Annotated in this window: 13 protein-coding genes; 3 read left to right on the top strand and 10 right to left on the bottom strand. The window is 61.0% G+C overall.

The features are described from left to right. Positions 1 to 81 precede the first annotated feature (81 nt). Positions 82 to 1,635, bottom strand: coding sequence for a methyl-accepting chemotaxis protein (locus tag AC1DV6_RS10240; RefSeq protein ID WP_477977354.1), 1,554 nt, complete (start codon positions 1,633 to 1,635; stop codon positions 82 to 84). A 225-nt stretch (positions 1,636 to 1,860) separates the two neighbouring features. Here AC1DV6_RS10240 and amaB point away from each other — a divergent pair, with 225 nt between their 5' ends. Continuing rightward, positions 1,861 to 3,372 carry an L-piperidine-6-carboxylate dehydrogenase gene (gene amaB, locus AC1DV6_RS10235; RefSeq protein WP_477977401.1) on the top strand — a complete coding sequence of 504 codons (1,512 nt, stop codon included), beginning with the start codon at positions 1,861 to 1,863 and terminating at the stop codon, positions 3,370 to 3,372. Between the two features lie 3 nt (positions 3,373 to 3,375). Here amaB and AC1DV6_RS10230 read toward each other — a convergent pair whose 3' ends face one another. The 4 genes from AC1DV6_RS10230 to AC1DV6_RS10215 are packed head-to-tail and all read right to left on the bottom strand — an operon-like array spanning position 3,376 to position 5,969. Then, positions 3,376 to 4,497: an MBL fold metallo-hydrolase gene (locus AC1DV6_RS10230; RefSeq protein ID WP_477977353.1), complete on the bottom strand. Its 1,122-nt coding sequence runs from the start codon at positions 4,495 to 4,497 to the stop codon at positions 3,376 to 3,378. A 10-nt stretch (positions 4,498 to 4,507) separates the two neighbouring features. Beyond that, positions 4,508 to 4,930 (bottom strand): DUF1801 domain-containing protein, encoded by a 423-nt coding sequence (locus tag AC1DV6_RS10225; protein ID WP_477977352.1) that lies wholly within the window; start codon positions 4,928 to 4,930, stop codon positions 4,508 to 4,510. Between the two features lie 25 nt (positions 4,931 to 4,955). Then, positions 4,956 to 5,453 (bottom strand): GFA family protein, encoded by a 498-nt coding sequence (locus AC1DV6_RS10220; protein ID WP_477977351.1) that lies wholly within the window; start codon positions 5,451 to 5,453, stop codon positions 4,956 to 4,958. Continuing rightward, complete coding sequence (locus AC1DV6_RS10215) at positions 5,454 to 5,969, bottom strand: disulfide bond formation protein B (protein WP_477977350.1); 516 nt, start codon at positions 5,967 to 5,969, stop codon at positions 5,454 to 5,456. It abuts the gene before it with no gap. Positions 5,970 to 6,093: 124 nt separating this feature from the next. On the opposite strand from AC1DV6_RS10215, the gene AC1DV6_RS10210 reads away from it, so the two are divergent. Both AC1DV6_RS10210 and AC1DV6_RS10205 read left to right on the top strand, forming a co-directional pair. Then, a complete protein-coding gene (locus tag AC1DV6_RS10210) occupies positions 6,094 to 6,366 on the top strand; it encodes an oxidative damage protection protein (protein ID WP_477977349.1) in 273 nt (90 codons plus the stop codon). A 22-nt stretch (positions 6,367 to 6,388) separates the two neighbouring features. Next, a complete protein-coding gene (locus AC1DV6_RS10205; protein ID WP_477977348.1) occupies positions 6,389 to 8,047 on the top strand; it encodes an FAD-dependent oxidoreductase in 1,659 nt (552 codons plus the stop codon). A gap of 4 nt (positions 8,048 to 8,051) precedes the next feature. Here AC1DV6_RS10205 and AC1DV6_RS10200 read toward each other — a convergent pair whose 3' ends face one another. The 5 genes from AC1DV6_RS10200 to AC1DV6_RS10180 form a co-directional block, all read right to left on the bottom strand. Next, positions 8,052 to 8,792, bottom strand: a complete 741-nt coding sequence (locus AC1DV6_RS10200; RefSeq protein WP_477977347.1) for a hypothetical protein — start codon at positions 8,790 to 8,792, stop codon at positions 8,052 to 8,054. Positions 8,793 to 8,901: 109 nt separating this feature from the next. Further along, complete coding sequence (locus AC1DV6_RS10195) at positions 8,902 to 9,870, bottom strand: ABC transporter permease (RefSeq protein WP_477977346.1); 969 nt, start codon at positions 9,868 to 9,870, stop codon at positions 8,902 to 8,904. Next, positions 9,863 to 10,984 (bottom strand): ABC transporter permease, encoded by a 1,122-nt coding sequence (locus AC1DV6_RS10190; protein ID WP_477977345.1) that lies wholly within the window; start codon positions 10,982 to 10,984, stop codon positions 9,863 to 9,865. The genes AC1DV6_RS10195 and AC1DV6_RS10190 overlap by 8 nt, the downstream gene beginning before the upstream one ends. Continuing rightward, positions 10,981 to 12,504 carry an ABC transporter ATP-binding protein gene (locus AC1DV6_RS10185; RefSeq protein WP_477977344.1) on the bottom strand — a complete coding sequence of 508 codons (1,524 nt, stop codon included), beginning with the start codon at positions 12,502 to 12,504 and terminating at the stop codon, positions 10,981 to 10,983. Before AC1DV6_RS10185 ends, AC1DV6_RS10190 begins: the two co-directional genes overlap by 4 nt. 22 nt (positions 12,505 to 12,526) lie before the next feature. After that, the gene (locus AC1DV6_RS10180; RefSeq protein WP_477977343.1) at positions 12,527 to 13,507 is read right to left on the bottom strand and encodes a BMP family lipoprotein; all 981 of its coding nucleotides are present in this window, start codon (positions 13,505 to 13,507) and stop codon (positions 12,527 to 12,529) included. Positions 13,508 to 13,541 lie beyond the last annotated feature (34 nt).

Genomic DNA, 13,541 nt, shown 5'->3' with positions numbered 1-13,541 from the left:
CTTTAGGGGGTGGTTTTTGCACCCCGACATAGCGCCTTTACCAGCCCTTTACGCTGCGCCCGAAAAATGTCAGATGAAGGCCTAGAGCTTGAACACCGCAACGGTCTGCACCAGTTCCTGCGCCTGGCCGCGCAGGCTGGATGCAGCCGCCGCCATCTCTTCGACCAGTGCCGCGTTCTGTTGCGTAGCCTGGTCCATTTGTGTAACGGCTTCGCCCACCTGAGCTACGCCCATGCTTTGCTCCTTGCTCGCGGTGCTGATCTCGCCCATGATGTCGGTGACCTTGCGGATGCTGCCGACCACTTCGTTCATTGTGACGCCCGCCTGATCGACCAGCGCAGAGCCCTGCTCAACCCGATGGACGCTATCGGTAATCAGCGTCTTGATTTCCTTGGCTGCTTCCGCGCTACGGCCTGCAAGACTGCGCACTTCGCTGGCCACCACCGCAAAGCCACGCCCCTGCTCGCCGGCGCGTGCCGCTTCTACCGCAGCGTTCAGCGCCAGGATATTGGTCTGGAATGCGATCCCGTCAATCACGCTGATGATGTCGCTAATCTTGCGCGAGCTGTCATTGATGCCTTTCATGGTGTCCACCACCTGGGCCACGACTTCCCCGCCCCGCACGGCCACAGTAGACGCACTTTGCGCCAACTGGTTGGCCTGATTGGCGTTGTCGGCGTTCTGCCGTACGGTGGAAGACAGTTCCTCCATGCTGGCTGCGGTTTGTTCCAACGCACTGGCCTGGCTTTCTGTGCGGGCGCTCAGGTCGTTGTTGCCTTGCGCAATTTCAGCGCTGGCCGTTGCCACCGACTCGCTACCCTCGCGGACCAGCGCCACGATGCCCGCCATGTTGTCGCGCATGGCCTTGATGCCATGCATGACGCTGGCGTTGTCGCCCGACTCAAGGGGCACACTGACACTCAGGTCACCCTGTGCCATGCGGTGGGTAATGGCATTGACCACACCAGGCTCGCCGCCCAGCTGTTTGACAATACTGCCCTTGATCATCAGGCCCACGCCCAGCAAAACGATGGCCAGCACAAAGGCGGCGATGCCGGACTGCAAGGCACGCGCTTTGATGGCTGCGTCCACTGTGTCGACATAGACACCAGAGCCAATCACCCAACCCCAGGGCGCAAAACCCTTGACGTAGGACACCTTCTGGACGGGGTTGTCACTGCCCGGCTTGGGCCACATGTAGGACACATCACCCGCACCATTGGCTTGGACTGCTTTAACAAACTCAACGAACAAATGCTTGCCCGTCGGGTCCTTGTTTTCCGTGAGGTCCTTCCCATCCAGTTCCGGCTTGATGGGGTGCATCACCATGATGGGGTGCATGTCATTGATCCAGAAATACTCGGCGCCGCTGTACCGCAGCGTCTTGAGCGCGGCCATAGCGGCCTGCTTGGCCTCCGGCTCTGTCATCTTGCCCTTGGTGGACAGATCATGGAAATGCACCACCAATCCGTGCGCCACTTCTACTGCTTGCCGCACACTGGCCTGTCGCTCTTGGAGCAGCATGGCGCGCTCCGAGATCATGAAATAGCTGAGCAGCACAGCCAGGCCAAGGATGGCGCTGACAGTCAGCAGGCCTAGTCGCTTGGCAACCGAGTAGGAAGAAAATTGCAACATGGTGGCTCTCCTCTTTTTAGATCGCCCGCGAAGAAGCGGATTGCGTTAGATAGTAGCCGTATATACCCAGATTGAGTACCCCTGATACCTCGCATTTCAAGCTTGACGCCTAGCAACACGCAGCGGTTGCCGGCGCAAGTATCATCCATCGCTCCCCAAACGCTCTACCCCGATACTCGAACTCACGCAACAGAGACAGACATGCAGACAAACACCCCTACACACATGCAAACGGGTATTGACATTCTCAACACCCTGGACGTGCCCACCAACGCGGCCGGCGCCACGCTGCAGGTGCGCTCGCCAGTGGATGGCGCCGCTCTGGGCGCATTGAAGGAATCCAGCGCAGGAGACGTCAACGCGGCCGTTGCGCACGCCCAAAGCGCATTTCTGCAATGGCGCGATGTACCTGCGCCCCAGCGCGGCGAACTGGTGCGCTTGTTTGGCGAAGAGTTGCGCCGGCACAAATCCGGTCTGGCGGCGCTGGTCGCGCTGGAGGCAGGCAAGGTCGCCAGCGAGGGCGAAGGCGAGGTGCAGGAGATGATTGACATCTGCGACTTTGCGGTGGGGCTCTCGCGCCAGTTGCACGGACTGACCATCGCAAGCGAGCGCCCCGGCCATCGCATGATGGAGCAATACCTGCCGCTGGGCGTGGTCGGCATCATCAGTGCGTTCAATTTCCCGGTAGCGGTATGGGCGTGGAACGCTGCACTGGCGCTGGTTTGCGGCAACCCCTGCATCTGGAAGCCTTCCGAAAAGACGCCACTGACTGCACTGGCCACACAGGCACTGCTGGAGCGGGCTCTGGAAGCTTTTCGTGCCCAGGGCCGCATAGCACCTGCACACCTCTCACAAGTATTGATCGGCCGCGGCACCGTGGGTCAAGCGCTGGCAGCAAACGCCGGCGTGGCGCTGGTCTCTGCCACCGGGTCTACGCGCATGGGCCGCGCAGTGGCGCCGGTGGTTGCCGAGCGCTTTGGCCGCAGCCTGCTGGAGCTGGGCGGCAACAACGCCATCATCGTGACGCCTAGCGCGGACATGGATCTGGCGGTGCGCGGCATTCTGTTTGGCGCCTACGGCACAGCCGGACAGCGCTGCACCACGACACGGCGCCTGATTGCGCACACCAGCATCCACGATGCGCTGGTGGAGCGGCTGGAGAAAGCACGCGCGCAGTTGCGCCTTGGCCATCCGCTGGAAGCAGGCACGCTGGTCGGGCCACTGATTGACCAGGCGGCGTTTGACCAGACGCAAAAGGCACTAGCCACCGCACGCGAACAAGGCGGCGTGATCAGCGGCGGCGAACGCGCGCTGGCGGAGCAATACCCCAACGCCTGGTACGTGACGCCCGCGCTGGTGCGCATGCCAGCACAAAGCGCGGTGGTGTGCGAAGAAACCTTTGCGCCCATCCTCTACACGCTGAAATATGAGACGCTGGATGAAGCGATTGCGCTGCAGAACGCGGTTCCACAGGGTCTGTCGTCCTCGATCTTCACCAACGATGTGCGCGAGGCAGAGCGCTTCATGTCGGCCAGCGGCTCGGACTGCGGTATTGCCAACGTCAACATCGGTACATCTGGCGCCGAGATCGGCGGTGCCTTCGGTGGCGAAAAGCAAACTGGTGGTGGTCGCGAGTCGGGTTCGGATGCCTGGAAAGCCTATATGCGCCGCACGACCAACACCATCAACTACTCCAGCGCTTTGCCGCTCGCGCAGGGCGTGCGCTTCGACGTCTGAGGATTAGCGAACGGCTTCCCACCACGCTGTGGACTGGAAGGGCTGGTGTGCATCGACCATCTCGCCGATGCGTGGCGTGATCAAATCGACCTTCTGTGCGCGCGCGGCAGTCAGCGCGTGTTTGACGGGCTCATCCCAATCGTGGAACGCCAGGTTGAACGTGCCCCAGTGCACCGGGAACATGCGCTTGGCGCGCACATCGACACTGGCCTGCACCGCCTCTTCCGCGCTCATATGGATGTCGTGCCAGGAGTCGCTGGGGCCGTAGGCGCCGATCTTGATGAAGGCCAGATCGAACGGGCCAAACTTGTCGCCAATGGTCTTGAAATGGTCGGAGTAGCCCGTGTCGCCACTCACGTAGAAGCGGTGCTTCGTCCCCAACACCGACCATGAGGTCCACAGCGTCGCGTTCTTGTCGCTCAAACCACGGCCCGAATAGTGGCGCGACGGCGTGGAGACAAAGCGTACGCCCTTGACCAAGTGCTCCTGTCCCCATTCCAGCTCGCGCACCTGCGCGTCCGGCACGCCCCATTTCTTCAGATGTGCCCCAATGCCGAGCGGCACCAGAAACAAAGTGCCCTTGCCCGCCAGATGCTGCACGGTGTGCATGTCCAGATGGTCGTAGTGGTCGTGCGTGATCATCACGGCATCGATGGATGGCAAATCGGTCAGCGCAATGGGCGGTGGGTGAAAGCGCTTGGGGCCCATCTCAAAGGGCGACGCGTAATCCGAGAAGATCGGATCGACCAGCATGCGCACACCGTCCAGTTCGATGAATACACTGGCATGGCCAATCCAGAAAGCGCGCAGCGCAGGCGCTGGTGGAATAGTTTTGAGTGAGTCAGGAGTTACCGCGACGACGGGAATCGCGCTGGGCGGCACGCGCACTTCCTTGCCGAACATCTGCGCGTTGAACATCTGCCAGATCTCGGACCATTGGTAGCCAGCCTGCGGCACTACATTGACGAACTTGCCATCGCTGTAGTGCGCGTTGTGGCGGGCCCGCTCCAGCTCGTCGCCTTGCAGCTTGCCGCCGAACTGGGGCAAGGACAGCACGTAGCTGGTAGCGGCAACCCCCAGCAGTAGCAATGCCGCCAGCGTGCCGAGGATGGCGAAGCGTTTCATTGCAAATTCCTCACGGGTAGCGCAGTTGCAACTCAGCGACCGAGTTTTTGACCAACTTCGCCAGCACCTTCAGGTCCACATCTGCCGTGCGCTTGATATACAGACAGCCCTTGCCCGCCTTGTGCTTGCCCAGCTTTTCCAGCAACTCTGCTTGCTCGTCCATACCCGCCATCACATACAAGCTGATATCGCCTTTGCGTGAAGAGAAACCCACCAGGCACGCATCGCCCTCATGGCCACTGGCGTATCGGTAGTGGTAACTGCCAAAGCCGACGATGCTGGTACCCCACATGACCGGCGGGAAGCCTGTGGTCTTTTGCATCAGCTCGGCCAGGATTTCGCAATCCTTGCGGCGGTCTTCGTCTTCAATGGCGTCCAAATAGTCGCGCACGCTGGCTTGGGTTGCTTTGGTTTTCGCTTCTGCTTTTGCCATGTTTCCTTCACCAAAAAAGACCGCTTCAGGTTGCCGGGTCGGCTTTTGCAAACACCGCTGCGCGGCGCTCCAGGCTGTCTGCGGGCCACAACTCGGAAGACTTGTAGTACTCCGGGACCGCCGGTGTACCGGGCGGCAGCACAACCCACGGCTGTTTGGAGGACGTGAAGATATGAATGTCAGGCGGCAAACGGTCCGGCTCATCCAGCGTACCAACCCGGATAAAGCGGATCAGATCCGCCGCACCGCCGTAATTGCTCCACAGCGCAATGCGGCAGTTGGGGCAGCGCGCGATGCGCTGGCCAGTTCCGCTGTTGGACGGGGTATCGACAATTTCGACTTCGCCCTGCAGTAAATCGACGCGGTCCGATTCGATCAGCGCATTCAATGCAAACGAAGACCCCGTCTCGCGCTGGCACCAGCGGCAATGGCAGCAATGCACGAACATGGGCTTGCTGGTCATCCGGTAGCGCACCGTGCGGCAGGTGCAGCCGCCTTCAAGCTGATCGGACTGGGTGTCCATTTATGCCATCTTGCTACGCCGCCAGACAATCAGCGCGCCAACCACTGCGAAGAAGCAGAACCACAAGAAGGACCAGTTGGCAATGGAGCCGCCCAGGAAGGTCCAGTCGATCTTGGTGCAATCACCGCTGCCTTTGAGCATCATGGGTATCACGCGCTGCAGCGGAAAGTTTTCGATCATGCCGTAGAGGTCGCGCCCACAGGATGCAATCTCGGGCGGATACCACTGCAGCCAGCTTTGCCGCGCCGCGACAAAAGCGCCAAGCACCGCCGCCACGACGACCAGCACGGCACCCGCAATTTGCAGGCCTTTTTTTCCGCTGGCGCTTGCCAACGCGGCGAAGAAAGCTATCAAAACCAGAGCGTAGCGCTGCACGATACACATCGGGCAAGGCTCCAGGCCAATTACATGCTGCAGATAGGCGCCGAAGGCCAGCATCGCTACGCAGGTCAGGCAGAGCAGGCCCAGCACCCGGCGAGGGTAAGCGTCCAGCCAGGTCATCACAGTGTTCAACATAGTTTCCTTTAATCAGTTGAGGACAGAGCTAAGGCTCTGTCCCGCAAGGTTTCAGATACCGAATAAGATTGCCGGTTCGGCCCTTTGGCCCCAATACACCCCTAATTTCTCGCAGAGGTTTTTCATGGCACGCACCGTCAACTGTATCAAGCTGGGCAAAGAAGCCGAAGGTCTGGATTTTCCACCCTATCCGGGTGAGCTGGGTAAACGCATTTGGGAAAGTGTCAGCAAGGAAGCCTGGGCTGGCTGGCTCAAGCACCAGACCATGCTGGTCAATGAAAACCGCTTGAACCTGGCGGATCTGCGCGCGCGTCAGTACCTGGCCCGCCAGATGGAAAACCATTTCTTTGGTGACGGTGCCGATGCGGCCCAGGGCTACGTCCCACCTGCTGCCTGATTCCCTGCTGATTCGATAAGCCATGTCTGCCACACCCACGGTGCAGGCATGGGCTGGGCGTGCGGCCTGGAACATACTGGACTGTGCGTTTAGCGACGGGCAACACTTGCTGGACATGTGGGCCACCTGGCTGGCAGACCCGCAGCGCCCGCGCATGCTGCATTACGTGGCAATTGCAGATAGCTTCCAGGGCATTGCCCCTGCACACCCGCTCGCAACGCGCCTGAACGCAGCCTGTATGAGCCTTGCGCCAGGATTCCACCGTATCGCGCTGGAAGGTGGGCAACTGTCGCTAACCCTGTGTTTGGGCCAATCAGCGGACATGCTGGATGCGCAAGATTTCCAGGCCGACCAGATTTTTGTTCCGACCAGCGTGCTTGACTCGGACAAATGGGCCATCAAGGCGCTGGCACGTTGCTGCAAACGGGGAACACTGATTGCGCTGCCCGGCACCGCGCCAGATGCTTTGCCCGCTCCGTGGATGGACGCAGGCTTCAAGCCACATCGCACGCCGCCTCCCTGCAATGGTCTGAACACCATGGCCTTGTTTGACCCAGGCTGGACCCTCAAACGCACCCGCCACGGCAGCAAAGCGTGGGACCGCCCTGCGGGCCGATGTACCGTCATCGGCGCGGGGCTGTCGGGTACCAGCGTGGCCCGCGCCCTGGCGTTGCGCGGCTGGCAGGTCACCGTGGTGGATCGTTGCACCGAGCCCGCAGGCGGCGCGTCCGGCCTGCCTGTCGGCCTGGTAGTGCCCCATGTTTCAGCCGACGACAGCCCGCGCTCGCGCCTGTCCCGCGCGGGCGCGCGCATGACACTGGCCGAGGCAAATCGGCAACTGCAAACCGGCACGGATTGGGCGCCCTCCGGCGTGACCGAAATGCGCTTAAACCCCGTGACCCAGCAACGCGAACCGCTGTGGCATGCGATGGCGGGTTGGGTCAAACCAACCGCCTTGGTGCGGGCTTGGCTGCAAACGCTGGGCGTGACATTTCAAGGAAATGCGCATGTCGCACGGCTGGAGTATGTCGGTGATGGCTGGCATCTGTTCGACAATGCAAACCAAGTGGTTGCACAAGCCGATGTCGTAGTTTTAGCCAATGCGATGGGCTGTCGCGCGTTGCTGCAAAGCATGCCACTGCCAGAGGAATTGGCGACGAAGCTGCAAGCCCTGCATGCCATGTACGGCACGATGACGCTGGGAAGCGGCGCGTCACATGACAGCTTTCCGGCGACACCGGTCAACGGCATGGGCAGCTTTGTGCCCCACGTGCCCGCACCCGGGGGCGCGTTCTGGGCCGCAGGCGCCACGTTCGAGACCGAGGCTGCCGCGCTGGAGGACCAAGCCGCGCAACACCATGCCAATCTGCAGCGGCTGCAAGGCTTATTGCCGGGTGTAGCGAAGGCTTTGGAGTCACAGTTTCAAAATGCGGAAGTCACCGCGTGGAGCGGCGAGCGCTGCGTGACCCATGACCGCTTGCCTTGGGTAGGGCCGGTAGAGTTGCCGACGCAACCCGGTCTGTGGGTCTGCGCTGGTATGGGATCGCGGGGTATGAGTTTTTCGGCACTGTGCGCCGAATTTCTGGCAGCACGTCTGGGCGGTGAGCCTTTGCCTCTGGAGGCTAATCTGCTGCGCAGTTTGGAGTTAAATAGGCCGCAAAGCCTCAAGATACGTGCGTAAGCAGCTATACCTTTTGTAGCATTTCGTAGATCTGCCGAGGATTGAACGGGATCTCCAGCAGCCCGGAGCAGCCCGCGCGCTCGGCCTCTTGTTCGGTCGCCCACGACGGAAAATGCGTCGCGATGATGATGGTGCGTACCGGTGTCGCCAGGTTTTGCAGGGCCTGCACCAGCGACCACGGATCCGCATCGTCCAGCTCATTGCTGATGATGGCCAATTCGTAATGCCGTTGTGAGATCAGCGAGATGGACTCGCCCGCCGTCGGAGCCTCGTCCACGTCGGTGAGCCCGGCCAGCGACAGGCGAGACCGCAAGTACAGCCGCTCTTCGCGCGTCATGCCCACCAGCAGCGTCACCTTGACGCCGGGAGGTACCAACTTGTCTGCCACGGTATCGCCAAAGCCCAGGTCGATGTCCAGATCGGGCTGCAGCGAAAACAGGCCATCCATCTCGCGCACCAGCGCCGCCCAATCCACCGGCCGCTGCAATGTGCGCCAGGCGTTCTCAGGCGGATTGGCGCCCACACAAATGAGCTTCAGGTTGGGGTTCAAAGTGGGCGAGGCCAGTTCCAGGCTCGCCTCGTAACTGTCCATGTCGATCAACGCGACCTTCGGCGGAGAGGGTGAATCCGGCGTCCACAGCAAATAGGTAACTACGCTGCGCTCGGACAGGCGAATGATGGTGTTGAGCGAATGCCGCTCGACATCATCAAACCCGACAACCTTGACCCAGACGTTTACACCCATGGTTTAAGCATAACGCGAATCAGCGGGTTTGAGCGCCGCCGGGCCGCCCCAAGGCGCGAAGGCCCCCTCGGGGGGCAGTGACCCGCGCAGCGGTGGAACGTGGGGGCCATCACCTTTCTTTGGCGAAGGGTTTGCCGAGTGCTTGAGGGGCAATGGCTTTGCCAATGAAGCCTGCCAACAACACCACGGTCATCACGTAAGGCAAGGCCTGGATGAACTGCACCGGCACTTCACCAATCACCGGCAGCGCAATGCCTTGCATGCGGATCGCAGCGGCATCGAGGAAGCCGAAAAGCAAACAGGCCCACAACGCACCCACAGGATGCCAGCGCCCAAAGATCAGTGCAGCCAGTGCCATGAAACCACGGCCCGCGGTCATATTGGGGGAGAAATTCGCGCTCTGCGCCAGCACCAGATAGCTGCCAGCAAGGCCGCACAACAGACCATTCAAAGTCAGCGCGGCATAGCGCAGGCGGATCACCGACACGCCTGCAGCATCCACCATCAGCGGGTTCTCACCCACCGCGCGCAGGCGCAAGCCAAAGCGGGTGCGGAACAATAAAATCCAGACCAGCGGCACCAGCGCAAACGCCAGGTACACCAGTGCGTTGTGGCCCAGCAGCCCCTGACCCACGAGGCTACCTACCCATGGAATGTTTTGCAGTGCGTCAACCACGCCGGGGAACAACGGGCTGATGCGTACTTCGCCGGACACCGGCGGCGTTTGCCCACCCTGCGCAAACCATGCAATACCCAGCACGACCGACAGGCCCGCAGCGATGATGTTGATCGCCACGCCAGAGACGACTTGGTCACCCGAGTGGCTCACACAAGCCAGGCCGTGCAACCACGACAGACAGATTGCGACACCCATCGCCGCCAGCAATGCATAGGTTGTTGAGCCGTAGGCTGCACCCACCGCACCGGCGGCGAACGCAGACAGCAACATCTTGCCTTCCAACCCGATATCGACCACACCAGAACGCTCGGACAACAAGCCCGCCAGCGCGCACAGGATCAGCGGAGTGGAAACCCGCAGCGTGGATGCGAGCATGGTGCCCAGCAGGACTTCATCCATGGCTCACTCCCCAACGTGAGCCGTAGCCCGCAAGGCGCAAAGCCTTGGCCAGCAGCGGCGCAATCACATAAACCATGGCGCCCGAAAACAGCACGATAAAACCTTGCAACATCACCACCATGTCGCGGCTGAAACCGGGTACATCAAAGGCCACTTCGGCCCCACCCTGGAACAGCGCGCCAAACAAGATACTCGCCAGCACAATGCCCACCGGGTGGTTGCGCCCCATCAGCGACACCGCAATACCGGTAAAGCCCGCGCCGCTGACAAACTCCAGCAGCAGGCGGCCGTTCACACCGGCAATTTCATTCATGCCGACCATGCCCGCGAGTGCGCCAGACACCGCCATCGCAATGACCGTCTGGCGGTGCGCGCTGATACCTGCGTACTGCGCTGCACCCGGGCTGGAGCCCACAGCGCGCAGGTGGTAGCCCGCGCGGGTGCGCCAGATGTACAGATAGACGCCATAGGCTGCCAGCAGCGCCAGCACCAGGCTCAGATTCAGCGGCGACGCAGACCACTCCATACCCAGCCAAGCCAGGGCTTCGTGCATCGCTGGCAAATGCGCAGATGCTGCAAACGCTGCACTCTCCACCGACATACTGCCAGCAGGACGCAGGTGATTGACCAGCACATAGACAAGCACGCTGCTGGCAATGAAATTGAACATGATGGTGGTGATCACGACGTGACTGCCGCGGTAGGCCTGCAAATAGCCAGGCACTGCGCCCCAGACCGCGCCGAACAAGGCGCCGACGATTAGCATCAACGGCAACATCAGCCACGCTGGCAATACAGGCGAGAGCCACAGCGCGATCAAACCGGTACCGAGACCGCCCAGAATCGCCTGCCCTTCCCCGCCGATATTGAACAGGCCGGCATGGAAAGCGACGGAGACCGCAAGACCCGTAAAAATGAAAGTCGTTGCGTAATACAGCGTGTAGCTCAGGCCGCGCTGCGAACCAAACGCGCCGCGTACCAGCGCCTGGATAACCTCCCAAGGGTCCTGCCCCACCAAAGCCACAACGCCACCCGCCACGGCCAATGCGATAGCAAGGCAAACTGCAGGCAGCAGGACCAGATCAGCCCAACGGGGCAAGCCTTGCGAGCTCATGAACTTGCTCCGGTCATCAAACAACCCAATACGGTTTCAGTGCAATCAGTAATTGCCAGTTCACCGGCAATACGCCCCGCGTTCATCACGACCACGCGGTCTGCCAAATCTAATATTTCGTCCAGCTCGCTGGACACCACCAGCACCGCACAGCCTGCATCGCGCAGCGCGCGCAGTTGCGAGTAAATGAATTCGATGGCGCCAATATCGACGCCCCGCGTCGGCTGGCCGACCAGCAGCACCTTGGGCGCCTGGCCGATTTCGCGGGCCAGCACCAGCTTTTGCTGGTTGCCGCCAGAGAACTTGCTGCTGACCAGTTCGGGATTGGGCGGGCGCACGTCAAAGCGCTGCATCATGTCGGCGGTAGCCGCGCGCATCGTGTCTTGCGCCATCCAGCCGCGCGGCGAGTACTGCGGCTGGCGCTCGTAGCCCAACACGGCCGATTCCCAGGCTGCAAACGTCATCACCATCGCGCGTGCGTGGCGGTCTTCCGGCACATGGGCAATGCCCAGTTCGCGGGCGGTCAAGGGGTCCAGCCCATCGCCCGCGGAGAATTGGCGCGCACCTACATGCAAGCTACCCTGTTGCGGCGTCAGCAATCCGGCCAGCACATCCAGCAGTTCGCTCTGGCCATTGCCGGCCACACCGGCGATACCCACAATTTCGCCGGCACGCAAAACCAAGTTGATGTCCTTCAAGCGGGCCACATCCAACTCGTCGTGCAATTGCACGTCTTTCAGTTCCAGCAAGGTGGCGCCTGGCTGGCGCGGCTCGCCTTCCACGCGGCCCATATTGACCGGGCGGCCCACCATGCTTTGCGCCAGGCCCGAGATGGAAGCGTCTGCAATCGCAATGCTCTCCACCACCTTGCCAGCGCGCATCACCGTCACGGCGTCGCATAACGCCATCACTTCCTTGAGCTTGTGGGTGATCAGCAGCACGGTGGTGCCCTGCGCGCGCAGGCCGCGCAGCACTTCGAACAGTTGTTCGGTCTCTTGCGGTGTCAGCACCGCCGTGGGCTCGTCCAAAATCAGTATCTTGGCACCGCGGTACAGCGCCTTCAGGATTTCCAGCCGCTGGCGGTCGCCCACAGTCAAGTCGGCCACCAGTGCATCGAGCTTGACCACCAGGCCGGTGCTCTGCATCAGCGCCTGCAGTTCATCACGTACTTTTTTGGAGGCACGCGGCATCCACCAATTGGGCTCGGCGCCCAGCATCACATTTTCCAGCGCGGTCAGTGTGTCGACCAGCATGAAGTGCTGGTGCACCATGCCGATGCCCAATGCAATCGCATCGTCGGAATTACGGATGTTGGCGCTCTGGTCGAAGATGGCAATGCTGCCGCTGTCGGCGGTATAGAAGCCGTACAGCACGGACATCAGCGTGCTTTTGCCGGCGCCGTTTTCACCGACGATGCCGTGCACCGTGCCGGTTTGCACAGTCAGGTCTACATCTGCATTGGCCGCCACAGCGCCAAAACGCTTGCAGATGCCCTGCATGCGAATGGCAGCAGTACCCATGATTTTCAGAAACGAATGGTCGTCAGATCTTGCAGGCGTTGTCGGCCATGTAATCGGCGACCTTGATCTTGCCGGTGATGATGGAAGCGCGCAACTCTTCCACTTTCTTTTGCACGCTGGAGGACACCAGACGGGCGTTGTTGTCGTCCATCGCGTAATCCACGCCACCTTCTTTGAGGCCCAGAACCTGAACGCCCGGGGTGTGTTGCTTGGCCACGTTGTACACCGCGTTGTCGATGCGCTTCAACATCGAGGTCAGCATGGTGCCCGGTTGCAGATGGTTCTGGTTGCTGTCTACGCCAATGGCCAGCTTGCCGGCGTCCTTGGCGGCTTGGTAGACACCCATGCCAGTACCGCCAGCAGCGGCAAACACCACGTCCACGCCCTGCGCAAACTGGGCCTTGGCCAGTTCACCACCGCGGCCTGGGTCATTCCATGCGGCGCCAGTCGTACCTGTCATGTTCGCGATGACCTCAGCCTTGGGATTGACAGCCTTGACGCCCTGGCGGTAACCGCATTCAAACTTGCGGATCAAGGGAATGTCCATGCCGCCGACAAAACCAACCTTGCCGGTCTTGCTGGTCAAAGCGGCCATTGCGCCGACCAGAAAGCTGCCTTCCTGCTCCTTGAACAGCACAGACTGCACATTAGGCGCGGTCACAGCGCTGTCGATGATGGCAAAGCTGAGCTTGGGAAATTCCTTGGCGACCTTCTCGATGCTGGAGGCCTGGCCAAAACCGATACCAATGATGGGGTTGGCGCCCTTCTCTGCCATGCGGCGCAGCGCCTGCTCGCGCTGGGATTCGTTGGCGATTTCGAATTCGAAGTACTTCTTGCCGGTTTCTTTCTTCCAGCGTTCCATACCGCGGTAGGCACCTTCATTGAAGGATTTGTCGAACTTGCCGCCCATATCGAACACCACGGCGGGTTCTGCCAGGGCCATTCCGGCGACCAACATCGACGCGGCACACAGTCCCAACTTACGGCTTGCGGTCAGTTTCATATTCTTGTCCAGTCGATTGATCAATAAAGCGTGA

The sequence above is a fragment of the Rhodoferax sp. P2_H8_2 genome, assembly GCF_056403235.1.
The sequence above is the reverse complement of the archived record's forward strand: the minus strand, read 5'-3'. Positions and strand labels throughout refer to the sequence as shown.

Coding starts and splice junctions, on each gene's coding strand:
- AC1DV6_RS10210 (WP_477977349.1), top strand. CDS start 6,094: ATGGCACGCACCGTCAACTGTATCAAGCTGGGCAAAGAAGCCGAAGGT.
- AC1DV6_RS10200 (WP_477977347.1), bottom strand. CDS start 8,792: ATGGGTGTAAACGTCTGGGTCAAGGTTGTCGGGTTTGATGATGTCGAG.
- AC1DV6_RS10240 (WP_477977354.1), bottom strand. CDS start 1,635: ATGTTGCAATTTTCTTCCTACTCGGTTGCCAAGCGACTAGGCCTGCTG.
- AC1DV6_RS10205 (WP_477977348.1), top strand. CDS start 6,389: ATGTCTGCCACACCCACGGTGCAGGCATGGGCTGGGCGTGCGGCCTGG.
- AC1DV6_RS10190 (WP_477977345.1), bottom strand. CDS start 10,984: ATGAGCTCGCAAGGCTTGCCCCGTTGGGCTGATCTGGTCCTGCTGCCT.
- AC1DV6_RS10230 (WP_477977353.1), bottom strand. CDS start 4,497: ATGAAACGCTTCGCCATCCTCGGCACGCTGGCGGCATTGCTACTGCTG.
- AC1DV6_RS10215 (WP_477977350.1), bottom strand. CDS start 5,969: ATGTTGAACACTGTGATGACCTGGCTGGACGCTTACCCTCGCCGGGTG.
- AC1DV6_RS10180 (WP_477977343.1), bottom strand. CDS start 13,507: ATGAAACTGACCGCAAGCCGTAAGTTGGGACTGTGTGCCGCGTCGATG.
- AC1DV6_RS10220 (WP_477977351.1), bottom strand. CDS start 5,453: ATGGACACCCAGTCCGATCAGCTTGAAGGCGGCTGCACCTGCCGCACG.
- amaB (WP_477977401.1), top strand. CDS start 1,861: ATGCAAACGGGTATTGACATTCTCAACACCCTGGACGTGCCCACCAAC.
- AC1DV6_RS10185 (WP_477977344.1), bottom strand. CDS start 12,504: ATGGGTACTGCTGCCATTCGCATGCAGGGCATCTGCAAGCGTTTTGGC.
- AC1DV6_RS10225 (WP_477977352.1), bottom strand. CDS start 4,930: ATGGCAAAAGCAGAAGCGAAAACCAAAGCAACCCAAGCCAGCGTGCGC.
- AC1DV6_RS10195 (WP_477977346.1), bottom strand. CDS start 9,870: ATGGATGAAGTCCTGCTGGGCACCATGCTCGCATCCACGCTGCGGGTT.